Source organism: Pantoea sp. USHLN298, assembly GCF_037149395.1.
In the GTDB taxonomy this organism is placed as follows: Bacteria; Pseudomonadota; Gammaproteobacteria; order Enterobacterales; family Enterobacteriaceae; genus Pantoea; species Pantoea astica.
In genome coordinates, this window is the sequence record NZ_JBBCRO010000006.1 from 232,440 (window position 1) to 248,606 (window position 16,167).

The following is a 16,167-nucleotide window of genomic DNA, read 5'->3' on the forward strand; positions in this document are numbered from 1 at the left end:
CCGGTGATGGGGCTGAATGAACAGATAGTCAGCGCCCTGCCCGAACTGGGATATGGCCTGCTGATGACGCTTTGTCTCACCGTACTGGCGGCGCTGTTCAGCCTGGCGATGGGCCTGCTCGGCTGTTTTCTTCAGTTACGCCGCTTCTGGTTGTGGCGAGGCATCGGCCGCCTCTACGTCAGCCTGATGCGCGGCACCCCGGCCATCGTGCAGCTGTTTGTGGTGTTTTTCACCCTGCCACGGCTGAGCCTTGGCGGACAGCCGATGCTGGCGGCGGTGATCGCCATCGGCCTCAACAGCGGCGCCTACGTGGCGGAAATTCTGCGCGTGAATCAGGATCTGGTCACACGCGGCCAGCGCGAGGCGGCACGCACGCTGGGCCTGAGCCGATGGCTGACCTGGTGGTACGTGATCAATCCGCAGGTGCTGCAGGCCAGCCTGCCAATGCTGGTGAACGAATTTACCATTCTGCTCAAAACCACGCCGCTGGCGTCGGTGGTGGCGCTCACCGAACTGACCTACGCGGGCCAGATCGTCATCGCTCGTACCTATGAGACAACGCAGGTGCTGCTGCTGGTGGCGGCAGGATATCTTTTAATCGCGCTGCCGCTGATGCGCATTGCGCATCAGCTGGAACGCAATGGGAGGCGCACATAATGGACTGGCAGGTGATTTTCACGGCGCTGCCGTCACTGGCCGAGGGAATGGCTGCCACGCTGCAGCTCTGCGCCGTCGCTGCGCTTTGCTCATTACTCTGGGGCAGCATCATGGCAATCGGTCTGATGCGTGCGCCAGCCTTCTGGCAACGCTTGCTGCGTTTCTACAGCGCGCTGACGCTGGCTCTGCCGCTGCTGGTGGTGATCTATCTGCTCTATTTCGTGCTGCCGGAGTATGGTGTCACCTTCAGCTCGCCGCAGGTCGGCGTGCTGGCGCTGACGCTTTACTACGCTCCCTATATCGCTCAGGTCATACGCAGTGCCATTGCGGCGCTGCCCCGCAGCCAGTGGGAAGCATCCCGCGTGCTGGGGCTGAGCCGTACGGAGCAATTACGTGACGTGGTGTTACCGCAAACGCTGCCGCAAATGCTCTCGCCGCTGATCGGGCTGTTGATCGGTCTGATTAAGGATTCCGCACTGCTTTCTATCGTCTCGGTTCAGGAGTTTATGTACGCCGCCAGAGAGGTGATCTCCGCGACCTATGCGCCGCTGGAGATTTACCTCACCGTGGCGGTCTGCTACTGGGTACTCAACAGCCTGCTCGACGGGCTGGCACGCCGCCTTGAATTTCGCATGACGCGCTATCGCCGCATCATGCCGCATTAACCAGGAGAATCTTATGTCAGCTGAATATCAGCAGCGCGCGGCGCTGCTTGTCCCGGCGCGTCACGGCCGGGCCGTTTTATTGCAGAAAGGCGAAGCCGTACAGGTGATCAATTCGCACGGCACCCAGGTGGTGGATTGCTGGGCTTATAACGCGGCGGACGTGACTGAATATATGTCGATGGAGGCGACACGCGTCTGGAACCAGCGTCTTAATCCCACAACAGGCGACAGTTTTATCACCAATCAGCGCCGCCCCATTCTGACGCTGGTGGAGGATAGTTCACCGGGGGTGCATGACACCTTTATGGCCGCCTGCGACGCACGCCGCTATGCCCTGCTGGGCTGTACCGAGCCGCACCGCAACTGTCATGACAACCTGTTTGAGGCGATGGCGGCGCTGGGCGTGAGCCTGCCACACGGCAACCTGGCGTCGTTTAACATTTTTATGAATATTCAGGTACAGCCAGACGGCATGACGCTGAAAACGCTGCCGGTGGTGACGCGTGCGGGGGACTACATCATCCTTCGCGCCGAGATGGACTGCTATGTCGCTTTTTCGGCCTGCCCACAGGATATTGTCAGCATTCAGGGCGCTGGCGACAATACACCGCGCAATGCGGAGCTACGCATTCTTACCGGTAATTTCCCCAACCCGCCACTGACGGGGCCCTGGGTGCCAGCCAGCTAGCAGGGCGTTACCCGCCGCGAGACGGGTAACGGGGTTAGCTAGCCCAGCACTTTTTTCACGCAGGCTTTGAAGATCTGCACGCCAATCTCCAGCGAATCCAGATCAAAGCGCATATCGGGATGATGCAGCCCTGGCGTCAGGTTGGTGCCTAATCCCCAGAAGCCCGCCTTCACGCCGGGACGTTTAACTGGATAGTAGAAAAAGTCTTCGCTGCCAGGGGTCGTTCTCTCCGGCAGCAGTCCCTCTTCTCCCAGCACCTCAACAATCGCCGCACGGATCACCGCCGTCGCCTCATCGTCAATTTCAGCCGCCGGCATCTCTTTCAATACCCGGACCTCTGCCGTGGCACCGAGCGCCGCGACGCTGTTGACGATCGCGCGCGTAACCTGTTCTTTCAGCACCTCCATCGGCGCATTTTCCTGCGAGCGCAGATCCCACACCACCCGCGCTTCATCCGGCACCGAGTTGGTGACGCCCGCGTCACACAGGAAACGTGTCGCTTTGACGCTCCAGTTAAGACCCGGCGACAGATGCAGCGTGTTTACCGCATTCACCGCCTGTACCGCCGCATCCAGCGCGTTAACGCCGAGGTGCGGGCGCGCCGCGTGCGCCGGCTGGCCCTTGATGGTGGCTTCCAGCGTGCTGCAGGCTGAGTAAAGCACCGCAGGCACCGCCTGTCCCACCACGCACTCTTCCAGCGGCCGCAGGTGGAATCCCAGAATCATCTCTACATCATCCAGCGCGCCGCCCTCAACCATCGCCAGTGCGCCCGCCCCCAGCTCTTCCGCGGGCTGGAACAGAATTTTTAGCCGGCCGCGCTTCACCGCGCCCTCTTTGAGTAACGCCGCCGCCGCAGTCAGCACCACGGAAGAGTGACCGTCGTGGCCGCAGGTGTGACGCGCGCAGGGCACGCCATCAATGATATGACCCAGCGCATCCATATCGGCGCGCAGCGCCAGCACCGGACCCGGCACTCCACTGTCGATCTCCGCCACGATGCCGGTGGTGTTGTTGATGTTGCGCGTCACCTTCAGGCCCGCTCGCTCCAGCTGGTCGGCGATGTAAGCAGAGGTTTTCACCTCCTGGAATCCCAGTTCCGGGATCTCATGCAGAAAATGGTAATGCTCTAATACCTCAGACACGGCTTCACTCCTGAATAAACAGACGCATAACAAACATCGCGATCAGCGCATTGCTGATGCTTACCAGCATCAGCAGCGGCCAGTATTTTTTCGGCACATCGGCCACGCCCAGCAGCCGCCCCATATATTGCAGTTGCGATCCCATCAGAAAGATCGCCGGTGCCAGCACGGTAATATCCGCGCCGGTCAGCAGCCCTTTAGTCAGCAGGCTGACCGCCACGCCGGTGCCCGCCGATGAGGAGAGCCACGCGGTCAGCAGCACGGTAATCGCTTCGCCTGGCAGGCCAAACAGGCCCATCACCGGGGCAAAAACCTGTCCCAGCAACGGCATAATACCGAGCAGGTTGAGCACTTCCGCCAGCACATACGCCATCACCACATTGGGCATCAGATTATGAATGGCGATATGAAAGCCTTTACGCGCACCGGTGACAAACACATCAAACGGGTTATGACTGACGTTGGCGGCGTTATTATTTTCCATCGCTGAAATCCTTTTGATAAACACTGTTTAACACGAAGCGGGTTATCGCCGCACCGACAAATTTCAGCACCAGCATGAGCATCAGCGGGATAATGATCGGCAGCGTCATTGAGGCAAACAGCGCCGAACCAATAGCAAAATAGTTATTGATTAAACCGGCGCCGGAATATTGCCAGGCGCACATCACCACGACCTCTTTTTTACCGATCTGTTTCTGGTCAGCCATCTCTTTGGTTAATGCCGCGCCTGCGTCGGTGCTTTGCAGATCGGTAATTAACGCCAGCCCGCAGCGTCCCGGCAGGCCCATTAAGGGTTTCAGTAATGGTGTCAGCAGCCGGTGCGCTGCGCGGATCGCGCCGTAGTGGGTGAAGATTTCCAGCACGCCCAGCGCCAGCATCACGGTCGGCGTGAGTGACAGCGCAAACAGGAAACCCGCTTTAGCACTAAGCCCGCCGGCCCCAAGAAAGGTGTTGCTGGCCGGATCTTTCATGGTGCCAAAGCTGCCACCCAGCGTGGTGAAGTCAAACGCCCCCAGCCATTTCAGCCCATCCACCCGATAAAACAGCCCCGAGAAAAACAGGATGGCGAAAATCAGCGCCAGATAACTGCCTTTACTGGCGCTGACGGTTTCCGCCTTAACCACACTCTGATTCGACATTATTTCCTCCTGATGTCGCTGACCTGCCGTTTATTCCGCGCTGCGGCAGCGTTCAATATTGGGAACTCTGTTTTAAGCAGGAATTATGCCAGCGCACAGCGAACGTCCCTTATTCAGCGCTGACCCAGCCATAACCGGCGAATAATCCACCGCAATGGGCGAGATCTATTTAGCGGACGCAGACTCACTGCGCCGGAATTATTTTCATCACGAAATCAGATTGGCGAAAATGAAATCAGTGCCAGGCCGCCTGCACCAGCATGACTCAGCCAGGGTGCACTAAAAGGGTGCCAGCGATACAGAGTGCGAAGCTGATAAAAAATGAGAATCCGTCGCATTCAGGTTGTGAAATAATTCTATTTAAATCAATCAGATAAATTGGCAGTTTTTGCGGAAAAGGCTTCACATTGCTAACATGTTTGATGCATAATTCACCGCCTCTCACCTGTTTTTTTAACATATTCTTACAAGGACTCGGCCATGCTGACTGCTGAAATGACTGGGCGTCTGAACGACCAGCTGAACCTGGAATTTTTCTCCGCCAATCTTTATCTGCAAATGAGTGCCTGGTGCAGCGACAAAGGATTCGAAGGTGCCGCCTCGTTCCTGAAAATGCACTCGCGCGAAGAGATGGAACACATGCAGCGCCTGTTCGATTATCTGAGCGATACCGGCGCGATGCCGGTACTGGGCACCATTGCTGCACCGCCGGTTTCATTCACCTCCCTGAATGAAATCCTGCAGCAGGCGCTGGAGCACGAGCAGCTGATCACCACCAAAATCAACGAACTGGTGCATGCGGCGATGACCTCACAGGATTACCCGACCTTTAATTTCCTGCAGTGGTACGTGGCTGAGCAGCACGAAGAAGAGAAGCTGTTCAAAACCGTGCTGGATAAACTGGCGATGGTAAGCAACAGCGGTAACGGTCTGTTCCTGGTCGATAAAGATCTGGGCCGGATGAGCACCGAAAACCACAGCGCGTAATACTATCGGCCCAGTCCCTGGGCCGACCTTTTCCTGCTCCGCCGCGATAACAGCCGGTTAGTCCAGCCGGTATACGCTGGCTGGCTCGCCGTTAACCCACAACGCCCGCGTCTCGCCTGCTGGCAATACCAGGCTGATTTCACGCCACGCTGGCTGGTAATCGCCGCGTTTTTCAATCGTCAGATCGATTCGGGTAGCGCTGCCGCGCAGCGTCCAGTTCAGCCACAGTGCATTTCCCTGCTGCCAGCCATAACTTTCACCGTCATCGTCAAACACCTCTCCCTGCGTCACCGCCTCCGCGGGCGCTGGCCATAACTGCCACTGACGCACCCGGTCGCGTTGCGCATCGGTGGTGCTTTCACACTCGCCCAGCGGAATCACTGCCCCGGCACGCACCAGCAACGGCAGACGATCCAGCGGCGCATCCAGCGTAATCTGCTCACCGCCAGCCAGCCACTGACCGCTGTGCCAGTCATACCAGCCATGCCCGTTGTGCGGCAGATAGACCTCACGCTGTCGCGCGCCCTGCTCCACTACGCTGGCGACCAGCAGATCGCGCCCCAGCATAAAGTCATCATTTTCCTGCCAGCTGCGCGGATCCTGTTCATGATCGAGAAAGGTCGGACGCAGCATCGGCTCATCCTGCGCGCTGGCCTGCCACGCCAGGGTGTAGAGATAAGGCATCAGGCGATAACGCAGCCGAATCGCCTCGCGGATCATCGGCGTCACCTCCGGGTACATCCAGGGCTCATTCACCGTGTGATCGTCATTCCATGAGTGAATGGTAAAACGCGGATGCATCACGCCATTCTGAACCCAGCGCACAAACAGCTCGGCATCGGGCTTGTCGCCGGAAAAACCGCCGACGTCATGGCCGACGTTATAGAGTCCGGAGAGGCTCATCCCCAGCCCCATGCGGATGTTGTAGCGCAGGGTTTGCCAGCTGGTCCGGTTGTCGCCGCTCCAGGTTTGTACATAGCGCTGCATCCCGGCACAGCCGGAGCGCGAGATCAGGTAGGGCCGCTTGTCGGGCGCGAACTGCTGCTGTGCCTCCATTGAGGCGCGCATCATCAGTAACGGCATCACCGGCCGGATATGCTTGATGGCAATCGGCTGGCCGAAGCCGTGACAGCGCGCTTCGCCATCCCACACCTCATACTCATTGTTGTCGTTCCAGGTGGCATCAATGCCCTTTTCCAGCAGTTGACGGGTGACATTCTCCTGCCACCAGCGCACCGCCTGCGGATGGGTAAAGTCGAGGTGCGAACCTTCATCATCCCAGAACACCGACCGTTCAGGACGATCCTGCTCGGAATCGCGAATAAACAGCCCCTGCGCCGCCACTTCCTGATAACGCGGATGATCCTGGAGCAGACAGGGTTTGATGTTGGCCGCCAGCTTCATGCCGGCACGATGAAACGCCTCGCTCAGCGCGTTGGGATCGGGCACTTTGTCGTAGTTCCAGTTAAAGACGTAGCGCTTATTGTTAATCGAGGTATAGCCCGACGACAGCTGGAACGAGTCGCAGGGGATTTCATGCTCGCGGCACAGGCGAATAAACGATTGCAGCTGCTGTTGCGCGTCGGGCGCGTCGGTGTAGTGCATGGTCGAGCCGCTGTAGCCGAGGCTCCATTTAGGCTGAAACAGGGTGCGACCGGTCAGGCGCACAAAGGCTTTGGTGACCTCAAGCAGCGTCGGTCCCAGCATCATGTAGTAATCGAGATCGCCCGCCTCGGCACGATAGCGGCGATAAGGCAGATGGTAGTTATCCAGCTCGTTGCCGAGATCGAGCCAGCTACTGCTGAGGTTGTCATAGAACAGGCCGAAACTGACGCCATCGCGCTGCGTCAGGGTAAACGGGATATGTTTATAGAGCGGATCGGTGCTGGCGGCGTTATAGCCCATCGCATCCAGATTGCGCATCTCAAAGCGACGGTTTGCGCGATTCAGATCGCCGCTCTTTTCTCCCAGGCCATAGACCCGATCCTGCGGCTGGCGGCGCTGATAGTGTTCCACGCCGTCGCCGTGGACGTTGAGCAGATAAGCGCCGGTATGGCGATCGGCGGCCAGCGGTTGCCAGTCAGCACCGTCGAACTGTTCCCAGCTCAGGCAGAGCGGCTGATGTACCGTGACCCGCAGCCGTCCGGTGCTGATCTGCACCTGTTGCGCATCGTGCTGCACGCTGAAATCGGGCAACGCAAAACCGTCCAGCGCTTCGCGATCACGGCCCTGCCACGGCACATCCTGATCGGGCGCGATGCTCCAGGTGCGGTTCAGCGCCAGCTCACCGTCGCGCTTCAGCAGCACCCGCATCAGTCCCTCTTCCAGCACATAGAGGCGCAGAAAATGACGATCCTCTACCTTCAGCTCAACGAAATGCGCAGCCTGCTGATGCAGGGTCCAGTTCTTCAGAGTTTTCATCGGATATCCTTAATGGTTTACCGGGCGCTGGCGGCGTTCGGCGATCAACATCACCAGGAAAACCGCGCCAATCAGGTCAAAAAAGCCCATTGCCACAAACAGCGGATTGAAGCCGATGGTATCGGCGGTGACACCGATAATCAGCGAGAAAATAAAGCTGGCGATCCATGCGCAGGAGCCGCGCATACCGTTAACCGTGGCCATCTGGCGGCGATCAAACCGCTCGACCACCAGCGCGCTCAGCATGCAGGAGATCACCTGATGGCCGAAGCCGCCGACGGAGATCAGCGCAATCGCCAGCCAGGGATCGTCAACCAGCGTCATCAGCGCCAGCGAGACCATCAGCAGCGCGCCGGTAACGGAGCTGGCGACGATGGAATTGACACGGGTCAGGCCGAACCAGCGCACATAAATTTTGGTCAGATAGCCGCTGGCGACGCTGCCGAGATCGGCGGCGAGGAACGGCAGCCAGGCGAACATCACAATCTGCTTGAGATCCATGCCGCGTTCGTTTGCCAGATAGAGCGGTACCCAGAAACTCAGTACCGCCCAGGCCGGTTCCGCCAGAAAGGCCGGAATGGCGATGCCGTAAAATTTCTTCTCTTTGCCGATCACTTTTAACGCGGTGAAGAACGGCAGCTTCTCGCCGATCGCTTCATTATCCTGATTAATAAAGGTGCGCTCTTCATCGGAGAGACGCGGATGACGGTCCGGTGCGTGATAGCCCCACCACCACAGCCCGACCCACAGCAGGCCGAGCCCGCCGGTCAGCAGAAACGCGCCCTGCCAGCCAAAGGAGATGTGGGCAACGTAGATGATGGGCGGTGCCAGCATCGCGCCGACCGAGAAGCCGACGCCTGCCCAGCCCGCCGCCACCGGCCGCTCTTTTTTCGGGAACCAGTCGCCAATCGCTTTGGCGTTAGCCGGTGTGGCGGCCGCTTCCGACGCGCCCATCACGAAACGCAGCAGCGCCAGATGCAGCCAGCTGCCCGCACCCGCATGCAGCAGGCAGGTTACCGACCAGATCAGCGCACAAATCAGAAAGCCCATCTTCAGGCCGATCACATCGATCAGCCAGCCACAGATTGGCTGAAACAGGGTATAGGCCAGCTGAAACCCCGCCACCACCCATGAGTACTGTTCGGTACTCATGTTGAGGCTGTTTTTCAGCTCCGGCGCCAGAATGCCGAGTGAGTTGCGGGTGATGTAGTTCACCGTTACCCCCAGCAGAAACATCCCCAGCATCCACCAGCGTAAATTTTTAATCACGCGAACCGTGCGCGAGGCGCTGATCGGCTTGGTTGTTGATTCGAGGCTCATAGTGCCACTCCTGATATGCGTTGATGACTCACACCGCCGGCAGGCGTACCGCGTGTCTGTGCAACGACGTTAGAAAAGTGCGAAACGTGGGTACAGCCTCTTTTTTGCAAACTTTTTCATGGCAGGCTAACGCCAGCGTAAAAAGCGTGGTCAATCGCTTATCTGACGCGATTCAGCACCTTATGAAAAATTTTTCATCAGCAGATTTGAAGGCGATCACAGAATGAAACAAAGGCTGAAAGTGAGTGAAATTGCGGCGCTGAGCGGGGTCTCGATCAGCACTGTCTCGCGGGTGCTGGCGGGAAAAGCCAATACCCGTCCCGCCACGCGTGACAAGGTGCTGGCGATTGCCCGGCAGCAGGGCGTGCTGAATAACCTGCACAGCGGTCGCCTGCTGCTGAACAATCTGATGGTGTTTGCGCCGCCGCGCGCCTTTGATGTGCGCAGTGATATCTTCTACTACAAGGTGATTCAGGGCATCAGTCAGGCGGTGGAGCCGCATGAGGTCAGGCTGCGCTACTGCGCGCTGGAGGAGATCGAGAGTGATGCGGCGCTGTTTATCGATAAGATGCAGCAGACCGAGGCGGCGCTGCTGATCGGCATCGACGACGAGCATATTCACCAGCTGGCGGCAGAGATGAACAAGCCCTGCGTGCTGATTAACGCCCGCGATCGCCGGATGCGTTTACCGTCGGTGTCGCCGCATCATCAGCTGATTGGCGAATTTTCGGCGCGCTACCTGTTTGAGCAGGGACACCGGCAGATCCTGTCGCTGCACTGTCTGCGGCGTTACACCATGGAGCAGCGCTTACAGGGCGTGCGTGACGCCTGGCACGCGATGAACCTGCGTTTTGACAGCCGTCAGCATCTGCTGACCCTTAACAGCTTCAGCAGCAATGAAGCGGCGGAACGGCTGAGTGAATATCTGCGCCACTGTCCCGACGCGCTGCGCCCGACGGCGATTCTGGCCAGCGGCGACTATATTGCGGCCGGGGCGGTCAGCGCGCTGGAGCAGGCTGGCCTGCGGGTGCCGCAGGATATTTCGGTGATGAGTATGGATGGCTTCAACCTGGCCGCCATCCACGATATTCCGCTGACCTCGGTGCAGGTGCCACGCGATGAGCTGGGCGCGGCGGCGGTGAGGATGCTGCAGGAGCTGCGGCTGCATCCCGGCGCACCGCCCGGCACGCTGCTGCTGAATGGCAAACTGGTGGTGCGCGATTCGGTGCGCCGCATCCGCGATAATCTCAGCCATGCGCCGGTGCAGCAGCATGGCCTGTATGATTAACCCAGCGTTTTCAGCCGCAGCTCTGAGGGCTGCGGACGGCCGAACAGGAAGCCCTGGAACAGCGTACAGCCTTCGTCACGCAGCTTCGCGAACTGTTCGCTGCTCTCCACGCCTTCGGCGGTGATCTGAATATCCAGGCTGCGGCTCATGCCGGTAATCGCCCGGATAATCGCCAGCGCCTCGCGGCTGTCACCCATGTCGTTAATAAATGACTTATCGATTTTGATCTTATCGAACGGGAAGGAGCGCAGATAACTCAGTGACGAATAGCCGGTACCGAAATCATCCAGCGCAATCTGTACTCCCAGCGCTTTCAGGTTTTGCAGCGTGCGGATATTGCCGAGCGAGTCATCCAGCAGCACTGACTCGGTGATCTCCACCTCCAGCCGGGCCGGGTCGAGCCCCGATTCCGCCAGCGCGCCTTCCACCACCGACACCAGCGAGCTGTTTTTGAACTGCAGCGGCGACAGGTTCACCGACACCGACTGCACCCCTTCCCAGCTTGCCGCTTCGCGACAGGCTTCATACAGGGCAAACGCCCCCAGCATATGAATCAGCCCGGTCTCTTCGGCAATCGGGATAAAGTCGTTCGGCATGATCAGCCCGCGGATCGGATGATGCCAGCGCATCAGCGCTTCATAGCCGATGATGGTGATGTTGTCGCCGTTGGTGATCGGCTGATAGTAGAGGCGCAGATGCCCGCCGCTGATCGCGTCGCGCAGATCGTTCTCAATCACGCGCCGGCTGCGCGCCACATCATCCATCGCCAGGGTGAAATGCTCAAAGCGGTTACGGCCATTGCGTTTGGCTTCATACAGCGCCATGTCGGCACAGCGCAGCAGCTGTTCCGGCGTATTGGTGATGGTGGTGCTGAGCGCGATGCCGACGCTCAGCCCCACCGACAGGTTATGGCCTTCAATATTCACCGGCGGCCGAATCGCTTCGATCAGGCGCTGCGCCACAATGCTGGCTTCATCATTGTTAGCCACCGACGGCAGCACGATGGCGAACTCGTCACCGCCAATGCGCGCCAGCGTATCCTGATCGCGCAGGGTACTGCGCAGGCGCTTCGCCACCGAGCGTAACAGCTCATCACCAATCTGGTGGCCCAGCGCGTCATTGACGTTCTTGAAGTTATCGAGGTCCAGACAGAGTGCCGCCGTCTGGCGCTCTGTCTGGCTGGCGGTGCGCAACGCCTCGCTCAGACGCTGGCGGAACAGAATGCGGTTTGGCAGGCTGGTGAGGTTGTCATGGTGCGCCATATGGTGAATGCGGGCATCGGCAGCACGCTGATCGGTGACATCTTCCACGATCAGCATCAGGTAGTTACGCCGCGCATCCTGGCCGTTGATGGCGGTGGCGCGGGTATGCAGAATGCGTTCGCCGCTGGCGGTCATCAGCAGTTGCTCACGCTCATGAATACCTTCACTGCGCAGCGCCACATCGGCGAGATTATTGAAATAGTCGCTCAGCTCAGGCGACATACATTCATGTGGCCGCTTGTTCACAATCAGCGATTTCGACAGGCCAAACAGCTGCTGCGAACGATCGTTGACCAGCAGGATCTCGCGAGTGATCGCATCTTCTACGATCACACAGGAGGGAATATTGGCGATGATATTATCAAGAAACTTCGACAGCGCGGTCTTCTGCGCACTCTGGGCTTCAGCCAGATCGCGGGCGCGCAGCACCTGCTGCTCCTGCTCACGCCGCTCGGTGCGATCGCGGGTAATTTTGGCAAACCCCATCAGCTTGCCATCATCGTCATGGATCGCATCGATCACTACATGTGCCCAGAAGGCGCTGCCATCTTTGCGGTAACGCCAGCCTTCATCCTCAAAGCGGCCGGTCTTCAGAGCGATGCCGAGGTTCGCTTCCGGGGTGCGATTCAGTCGTTCCTGGGCGCTGTAAAACAGCGAGAAATGCTGACCGACGATCTCATCCGCCTTGTAACCTTTGGCACGCTGCGCGCCCGCATTCCAGTTCACCACCCGCCCTTCGATATCCAGCATGTAGATGGCGTAATCGGTGACGCCTTCGACCAGCAGGCGAAAACGCTGTTCATGTTCACGCTGCAGATTGCGGATGCGCTGCTGTTCACTGCAGTCGCGGGTGATTTTGGCATAGCCGATCAGTTTGCCCTGATCGTCGCGGATCGCATCGATCACGACGTGCGCCCAGAACGCGCTGCCATCTTTGCGGTAGCGCCAGCCCTCATCTTCGAAGCGGCCAGTGCGGTAAGCGGTTTGCAGGTTTTGCGACGGCAGATGCTTCAGCCGATCCTGCGCGCTGTAGAAGCGTGAGAAATGCTGGCCGACAATCTCTTCGGCGACATAGCCTTTGGTGCGCTGGGCACCGGCATTCCAGTTCACCACGTTGCCGTCGTGATCGAGCATATAGATGGCGTAATCGGTGACGCCCTCCACCAGCAGGCGAAAGCGCGCCTCCTGCTCACGTTCTTTACGTTGCTGTTCCTGCTGCCGGGTACAGTCGCGGGTGATGTGGGCGAATCCCACCAGCAGGCCGGCATCGCTGCGCATCGGATTAATCACTTCATGCGCCCAGAACGCACTGCCATCTTTGCGGTAGCGCCAGCCTTCGGTTTCGTAATGTCCGGCGGTAGCGGCGATATCCAGACCACGCTGCGGCAGGGCCCGGCGGCGATCCTCTTCGCTGTAGAACAGGGCGAAGCTGCGGCCGATAATTTCGTCTGGCGCATAGCCGATGGTGCGCCCGGCTCCCTGATTCCAGCTGGCGACAGCACCATCGGGTTTGAGCATAGTGATGGCGTAATCAGTCACGCTTTGTATCAGCATGCGATACATGACATCAGAGTTATTATCCATTGTTATTAGCCTGCTGCTCGGTAGCCGGGTGATGGCTTAGGAATGTTCTTAATCGCGTAGGCAGACTACAGCTGAAAAGGGCTGAGATCACAAGCGCATTAAGAAGATTAACCAATGTTAGTAGTGGGTTTATCGGCAGCGGCAAGTAAATGTTCAATCACAACGGCGCGCCGGCCCGCAGCCAGACGCGGTGCGTCAGGCGACGCTTTCCCAGCGCGAGGAGAGAGGATAGTACTGTTGCCAGCAGAGCGCTGCCGGGCTTTGGTCGGTCAGCTGTCGGCACTGTTCCGGTGCGACAAAGGCCGGGATCACCTGTTGTGCCGCCGTCTGCCTGATTAGCGTCAGCTGATCGTCAAGCGGTGGATGGACGTTCCACGGCAGCCAGCGGGCAGCCCCGGTTTGCAGCATCTCAGACGCGCGCGTACCGGCGGCGACGTGACTGCTGAAGATCAGGCGGAAGTCGGGCTGATGGCTGAGCTGAGCTGCCAGCCCACTGTCGGCCACCGCATCCGCTGCGACGATCACCGCATCCGGTCGCCAGCACGCCGGCGTGGCGATGCGCAGCAGGCTGGCCAGCGCCAGCGTAGCCGCAGCGGGCAGGCTGTTGAGCGCCAGCAGCTGCGCCACCTCTTCCCGCACCTGCGGGCACATCACCACCGGCAATCCGCGCGCGCTGAGCTGCAGCGCCATCTCCGGTCCGCGTCCGTGCAGCGGCGCGGTAACCACCGCGCCCCGCCTGGCCGCCTGCGCCAGCGCGTCAATCTGCTGCGCCAGCCGCTGATTCCGATCGCCATAGGAGCCATCGGTGATCAACAGTCGCGCGCGTGGCGGACAGTCGAACGGCAACAGCAGCGACTCGCGGCTCCAGTCCCCCATATAGGTGATGCCGCCCGCCACCGGCAGATGAAACCAGATCGATCCCGGCGAATGCCCGCTGCGTCCGGTGAACAGATTCAGCGGTCCCAGTGCGCACTGGCCGCGCAGCGGCAGAATGTGCCGCGCCGGCTGCGGTACGCCGCACTCGCCCAGCTGCTGCCAGGTGAGATCGCTGGCATAGACCGGCGGTGAACCGATGTCGGCCCAGCTATCGAGCGCCGCCGCATGATCCACATGGGAATGGGTCAGGCAGAGCGCATCGACCTGACCGATAGCGGCGATGGCAGGCCGCACGCCCGGCTCCGGCCCGGCACCTAAATCCCACAGCAGCCGGTACCCCTCTATCTCCAGCAGGAAAGCGGCCGGCAGTTTACCGCCGACGCCGCTGATCACCGTCAGGCTTGCCATGGCAGCACTCCCTGCGGCAAACGGCGCGTCAGCCGCGACGCCAGCAGCATCAAGCCCAGCACCACCAGGATCATCAGGCAGCCGACGGCCGCCGCCAGCGGTGCCGATCCGCCTTCATCAAGGAAGATAATGGTCGGGCCAAGCGTCTGGGTTTGCGCGGTGACCAGCAGCACCGAAACCTGTATTTCATTCAGCGCGGTGAGGAACACCAGCAGCGCACCAGCCAGTACCGAAGGGGCCGCCAGCGGCAGCAGGATATCGATCATTCGCCGCATCAGGCCTGCACCGCACAAGCGCGCCGCTTCATCCAGCGAAGGTTCAATCCGGGCGAATCCGGCCAGCGTCGGCCTGAGTACCAGCGCGAGGAAGTTGGCCAGATAGGCCGCGAGAATGATCCACACCGTGCCATACAGCGAAAAACCGAGCAGCGGCAGCGGCCGCAGGAAAAACAGTATCGCTGCCACGCCGGTGACAATGCCGGGCAGCGCATAGGTCAGTTCACTGGCGAACCCCAGCCCGCGCACCAGCCGGGTGCGACGCCAGCTAAGAAAGAAGGCCAGAAACAGCGCCATGATGCTGAGCAGCACCGCCGTCAGACCGGTGAGCCACAGGCTGGTAAAGAAGGCCTGACGGATCGCCGGATAGCCCCACAGCGCCTGCTGAAAATTCTCCAGCGTCAGGGTTTGCCTGTTCAGCGCCTGACCAAAACCGCGGGTTAACGCGGTGGTCAGCAAGGCGCTGAGCGGCAGCAGCAAAGTGGTCACCATCCACAGCCAGGCGGTGATTTCGATCGGTAGTCGGGTGTGACGCAGCGGCTGGTGCCAGGGGCGCGGCGAGCCGCTGACCCGCACATCGCGTCGCCCGCCGAGCCAGCCGCTGATCAGCATCCCGGCAAGGGTGATCAGCGCAATCAGCATCGAGTAGACGGCAGTATTGGGCAGCGCATCGGGTCCAAGGGTATTGAGCTGTTGATACACCAGCGTAATCAGCGTTGGCACCCGCGCCGGAATCCCCAGCATCGCCTGAATGCCGAAGTTCCCGACGGCGGCGACAAACGCCAGCGCCGCCCCGGCGAAGATCGCGGGTCGCGCCAGCGGCAGGATCACCGTCAGCAGGATCTGGCGCGGTGATGCGCCACTGACGCGGGCCGCCTCGATCAGTTCAGCGGGTAAGCGACGCAGCCCGGCACGTACCGTCAGAAACACCAGCGGCGCATTGTGCAGCCCCAGCAGCAGCACCATGCCGGTCGCTGAATAGAGCGGCTGCTCACCGGCCGCCAGCCAGGAACCGCCCAGCGCGTTGACCAGCGCGGCCAGCGCGCTTCCCGGTGCCAGCGCCTGAACCCAGGCCAGCGCGGTCACCTGCGGCGGGATCATCAGCGGCAGAATAAAGGCAAATATCCAGGCGGCTTTGGCGCGCAGATCGGTCAGCGCCACCAGCCAGGCGGCCACCGTTCCCAGCAGCAGCGACAACAGCGTCGCGCTGATGCCGATGGTCAGAGTATTCAGCGTGGCGCTGAGCACCCGGCGGCTGGTCAGTAACCGCAGCAGACGATTGCCATCCACCACGCCATCGGGAGCCAGCGCGGTGCCGATCAGCCGGGCAAAAGGTGCTACCGACAACAGGCCGATCACCAGTACCAGCAGCGCCAGCACCAGCGGTTCCGCCCGCCATCTGCCGCGCCTGGCGGCCTGACCACTACGCCATTCGTTGCCCAGCACGCTCAT

General features: G+C 60.1%; 13 protein-coding genes. 5 read left to right on the forward strand and 8 right to left on the reverse strand.

Annotation, left to right across the window (positions count from 1 at the left end; genetic code table 11):
• Positions 1 to 6: 6 nt before the first annotated feature.
• Genes WFK59_RS16815 through WFK59_RS16825 form a run of 3 tightly spaced genes read left to right on the forward strand, consistent with a single transcriptional unit; the run spans position 7 to position 2,010 of the window.
• Positions 7 to 657, forward strand: a complete 651-nt coding sequence (locus WFK59_RS16815; RefSeq protein WP_336756682.1) for an amino acid ABC transporter permease — start codon at positions 7 to 9, stop codon at positions 655 to 657.
• Positions 657 to 1,322 carry an amino acid ABC transporter permease gene (locus WFK59_RS16820; RefSeq protein ID WP_233987126.1) on the forward strand — a complete coding sequence of 222 codons (666 nt, stop codon included), beginning with the start codon at positions 657 to 659 and terminating at the stop codon, positions 1,320 to 1,322. Before WFK59_RS16815 ends, WFK59_RS16820 begins: the two co-directional genes overlap by 1 nt.
• A 13-nt stretch (positions 1,323 to 1,335) precedes the next feature.
• Positions 1,336 to 2,010: a DUF1989 domain-containing protein gene (locus WFK59_RS16825; protein ID WP_233987125.1), complete on the forward strand. Its 675-nt coding sequence runs from the start codon at positions 1,336 to 1,338 to the stop codon at positions 2,008 to 2,010.
• A gap of 38 nt (positions 2,011 to 2,048) precedes the next feature.
• On the opposite strand, the gene WFK59_RS16830 is transcribed toward WFK59_RS16825, so the two are convergent.
• Genes WFK59_RS16830 through WFK59_RS16840 form a run of 3 tightly spaced genes read right to left on the reverse strand, consistent with a single transcriptional unit; the run spans position 2,049 to position 4,294 of the window.
• Positions 2,049 to 3,152, reverse strand: a complete 1,104-nt coding sequence (locus tag WFK59_RS16830) for a M20 peptidase aminoacylase family protein (protein ID WP_233987124.1) — start codon at positions 3,150 to 3,152, stop codon at positions 2,049 to 2,051.
• A gap of 4 nt (positions 3,153 to 3,156) precedes the next feature.
• Positions 3,157 to 3,636: a YjiG family protein gene (locus WFK59_RS16835; RefSeq protein ID WP_233987123.1), complete on the reverse strand. Its 480-nt coding sequence runs from the start codon at positions 3,634 to 3,636 to the stop codon at positions 3,157 to 3,159.
• Complete coding sequence (locus WFK59_RS16840; protein WP_233987122.1) at positions 3,626 to 4,294, reverse strand: nucleoside recognition domain-containing protein; 669 nt, start codon at positions 4,292 to 4,294, stop codon at positions 3,626 to 3,628. Before WFK59_RS16840 ends, WFK59_RS16835 begins: the two co-directional genes overlap by 11 nt.
• Before the next feature lie 480 nt (positions 4,295 to 4,774).
• On the opposite strand from WFK59_RS16840, the gene ftnA reads away from it, so the two are divergent.
• The gene (ftnA, locus tag WFK59_RS16845; RefSeq protein WP_089561944.1) at positions 4,775 to 5,281 is read left to right on the forward strand and encodes a non-heme ferritin; all 507 of its coding nucleotides are present in this window, start codon (positions 4,775 to 4,777) and stop codon (positions 5,279 to 5,281) included.
• Between the two features lie 57 nt (positions 5,282 to 5,338).
• Here the strand turns inward: ftnA and WFK59_RS16850 are convergent, their stop codons facing one another.
• Both WFK59_RS16850 and WFK59_RS16855 read right to left on the reverse strand, forming a co-directional pair.
• The gene (locus WFK59_RS16850; RefSeq protein WP_233987121.1) at positions 5,339 to 7,702 is read right to left on the reverse strand and encodes a glycoside hydrolase family 31 protein; all 2,364 of its coding nucleotides are present in this window, start codon (positions 7,700 to 7,702) and stop codon (positions 5,339 to 5,341) included.
• 9 nt (positions 7,703 to 7,711) lie between these two features.
• Positions 7,712 to 9,022: an MFS transporter gene (locus WFK59_RS16855; RefSeq protein ID WP_336756533.1), complete on the reverse strand. Its 1,311-nt coding sequence runs from the start codon at positions 9,020 to 9,022 to the stop codon at positions 7,712 to 7,714.
• 223 nt (positions 9,023 to 9,245) lie between these two features.
• Here WFK59_RS16855 and WFK59_RS16860 point away from each other — a divergent pair, with 223 nt between their 5' ends.
• Positions 9,246 to 10,310 (forward strand): LacI family DNA-binding transcriptional regulator, encoded by a 1,065-nt coding sequence (locus WFK59_RS16860; protein WP_233987119.1) that lies wholly within the window; start codon positions 9,246 to 9,248, stop codon positions 10,308 to 10,310.
• On the opposite strand, the gene WFK59_RS16865 is transcribed toward WFK59_RS16860, so the two are convergent.
• The 3 genes from WFK59_RS16865 to WFK59_RS16875 all read right to left on the reverse strand — a co-directional run bounded on the left by WFK59_RS16865 (position 10,307) and on the right by WFK59_RS16875 (position 16,167).
• Positions 10,307 to 13,156: a bifunctional diguanylate cyclase/phosphodiesterase gene (locus tag WFK59_RS16865; protein ID WP_233987118.1), complete on the reverse strand. Its 2,850-nt coding sequence runs from the start codon at positions 13,154 to 13,156 to the stop codon at positions 10,307 to 10,309. The two genes, WFK59_RS16860 and WFK59_RS16865, sit on opposite strands and share 4 nt — an antisense overlap.
• A gap of 195 nt (positions 13,157 to 13,351) precedes the next feature.
• Positions 13,352 to 14,440 carry an MBL fold metallo-hydrolase gene (locus tag WFK59_RS16870; protein ID WP_336756536.1) on the reverse strand — a complete coding sequence of 363 codons (1,089 nt, stop codon included), beginning with the start codon at positions 14,438 to 14,440 and terminating at the stop codon, positions 13,352 to 13,354.
• A complete protein-coding gene (locus WFK59_RS16875) occupies positions 14,428 to 16,167 on the reverse strand; it encodes an ABC transporter permease (RefSeq protein WP_336756538.1) in 1,740 nt (579 codons plus the stop codon). The genes WFK59_RS16870 and WFK59_RS16875 overlap by 13 nt, the downstream gene beginning before the upstream one ends.

Excerpts from the sequence above, each read along its gene's own strand:
- WFK59_RS16815 (WP_336756682.1), top strand. The coding sequence starts at position 7 with ATGGGGCTGAATGAACAGATAGTCAGCGCCCTGCCCGAACTGGGATAT.
- WFK59_RS16820 (WP_233987126.1), top strand. The coding sequence starts at position 657 with ATGGACTGGCAGGTGATTTTCACGGCGCTGCCGTCACTGGCCGAGGGA.
- WFK59_RS16825 (WP_233987125.1), top strand. The coding sequence starts at position 1,336 with ATGTCAGCTGAATATCAGCAGCGCGCGGCGCTGCTTGTCCCGGCGCGT.
- WFK59_RS16835 (WP_233987123.1), bottom strand. The coding sequence starts at position 3,636 with ATGGAAAATAATAACGCCGCCAACGTCAGTCATAACCCGTTTGATGTG.
- WFK59_RS16840 (WP_233987122.1), bottom strand. The coding sequence starts at position 4,294 with ATGTCGAATCAGAGTGTGGTTAAGGCGGAAACCGTCAGCGCCAGTAAA.
- ftnA (WP_089561944.1), top strand. The coding sequence starts at position 4,775 with ATGCTGACTGCTGAAATGACTGGGCGTCTGAACGACCAGCTGAACCTG.
- WFK59_RS16850 (WP_233987121.1), bottom strand. The coding sequence starts at position 7,702 with ATGAAAACTCTGAAGAACTGGACCCTGCATCAGCAGGCTGCGCATTTC.
- WFK59_RS16855 (WP_336756533.1), bottom strand. The coding sequence starts at position 9,022 with ATGAGCCTCGAATCAACAACCAAGCCGATCAGCGCCTCGCGCACGGTT.
- WFK59_RS16860 (WP_233987119.1), top strand. The coding sequence starts at position 9,246 with ATGAAACAAAGGCTGAAAGTGAGTGAAATTGCGGCGCTGAGCGGGGTC.
- WFK59_RS16865 (WP_233987118.1), bottom strand. The coding sequence starts at position 13,156 with ATGGATAATAACTCTGATGTCATGTATCGCATGCTGATACAAAGCGTG.
- WFK59_RS16870 (WP_336756536.1), bottom strand. The coding sequence starts at position 14,440 with ATGGCAAGCCTGACGGTGATCAGCGGCGTCGGCGGTAAACTGCCGGCC.
- WFK59_RS16875 (WP_336756538.1), bottom strand. The coding sequence starts at position 16,167 with ATGAGCGTGCTGGGCAACGAATGGCGTAGTGGTCAGGCCGCCAGGCGC.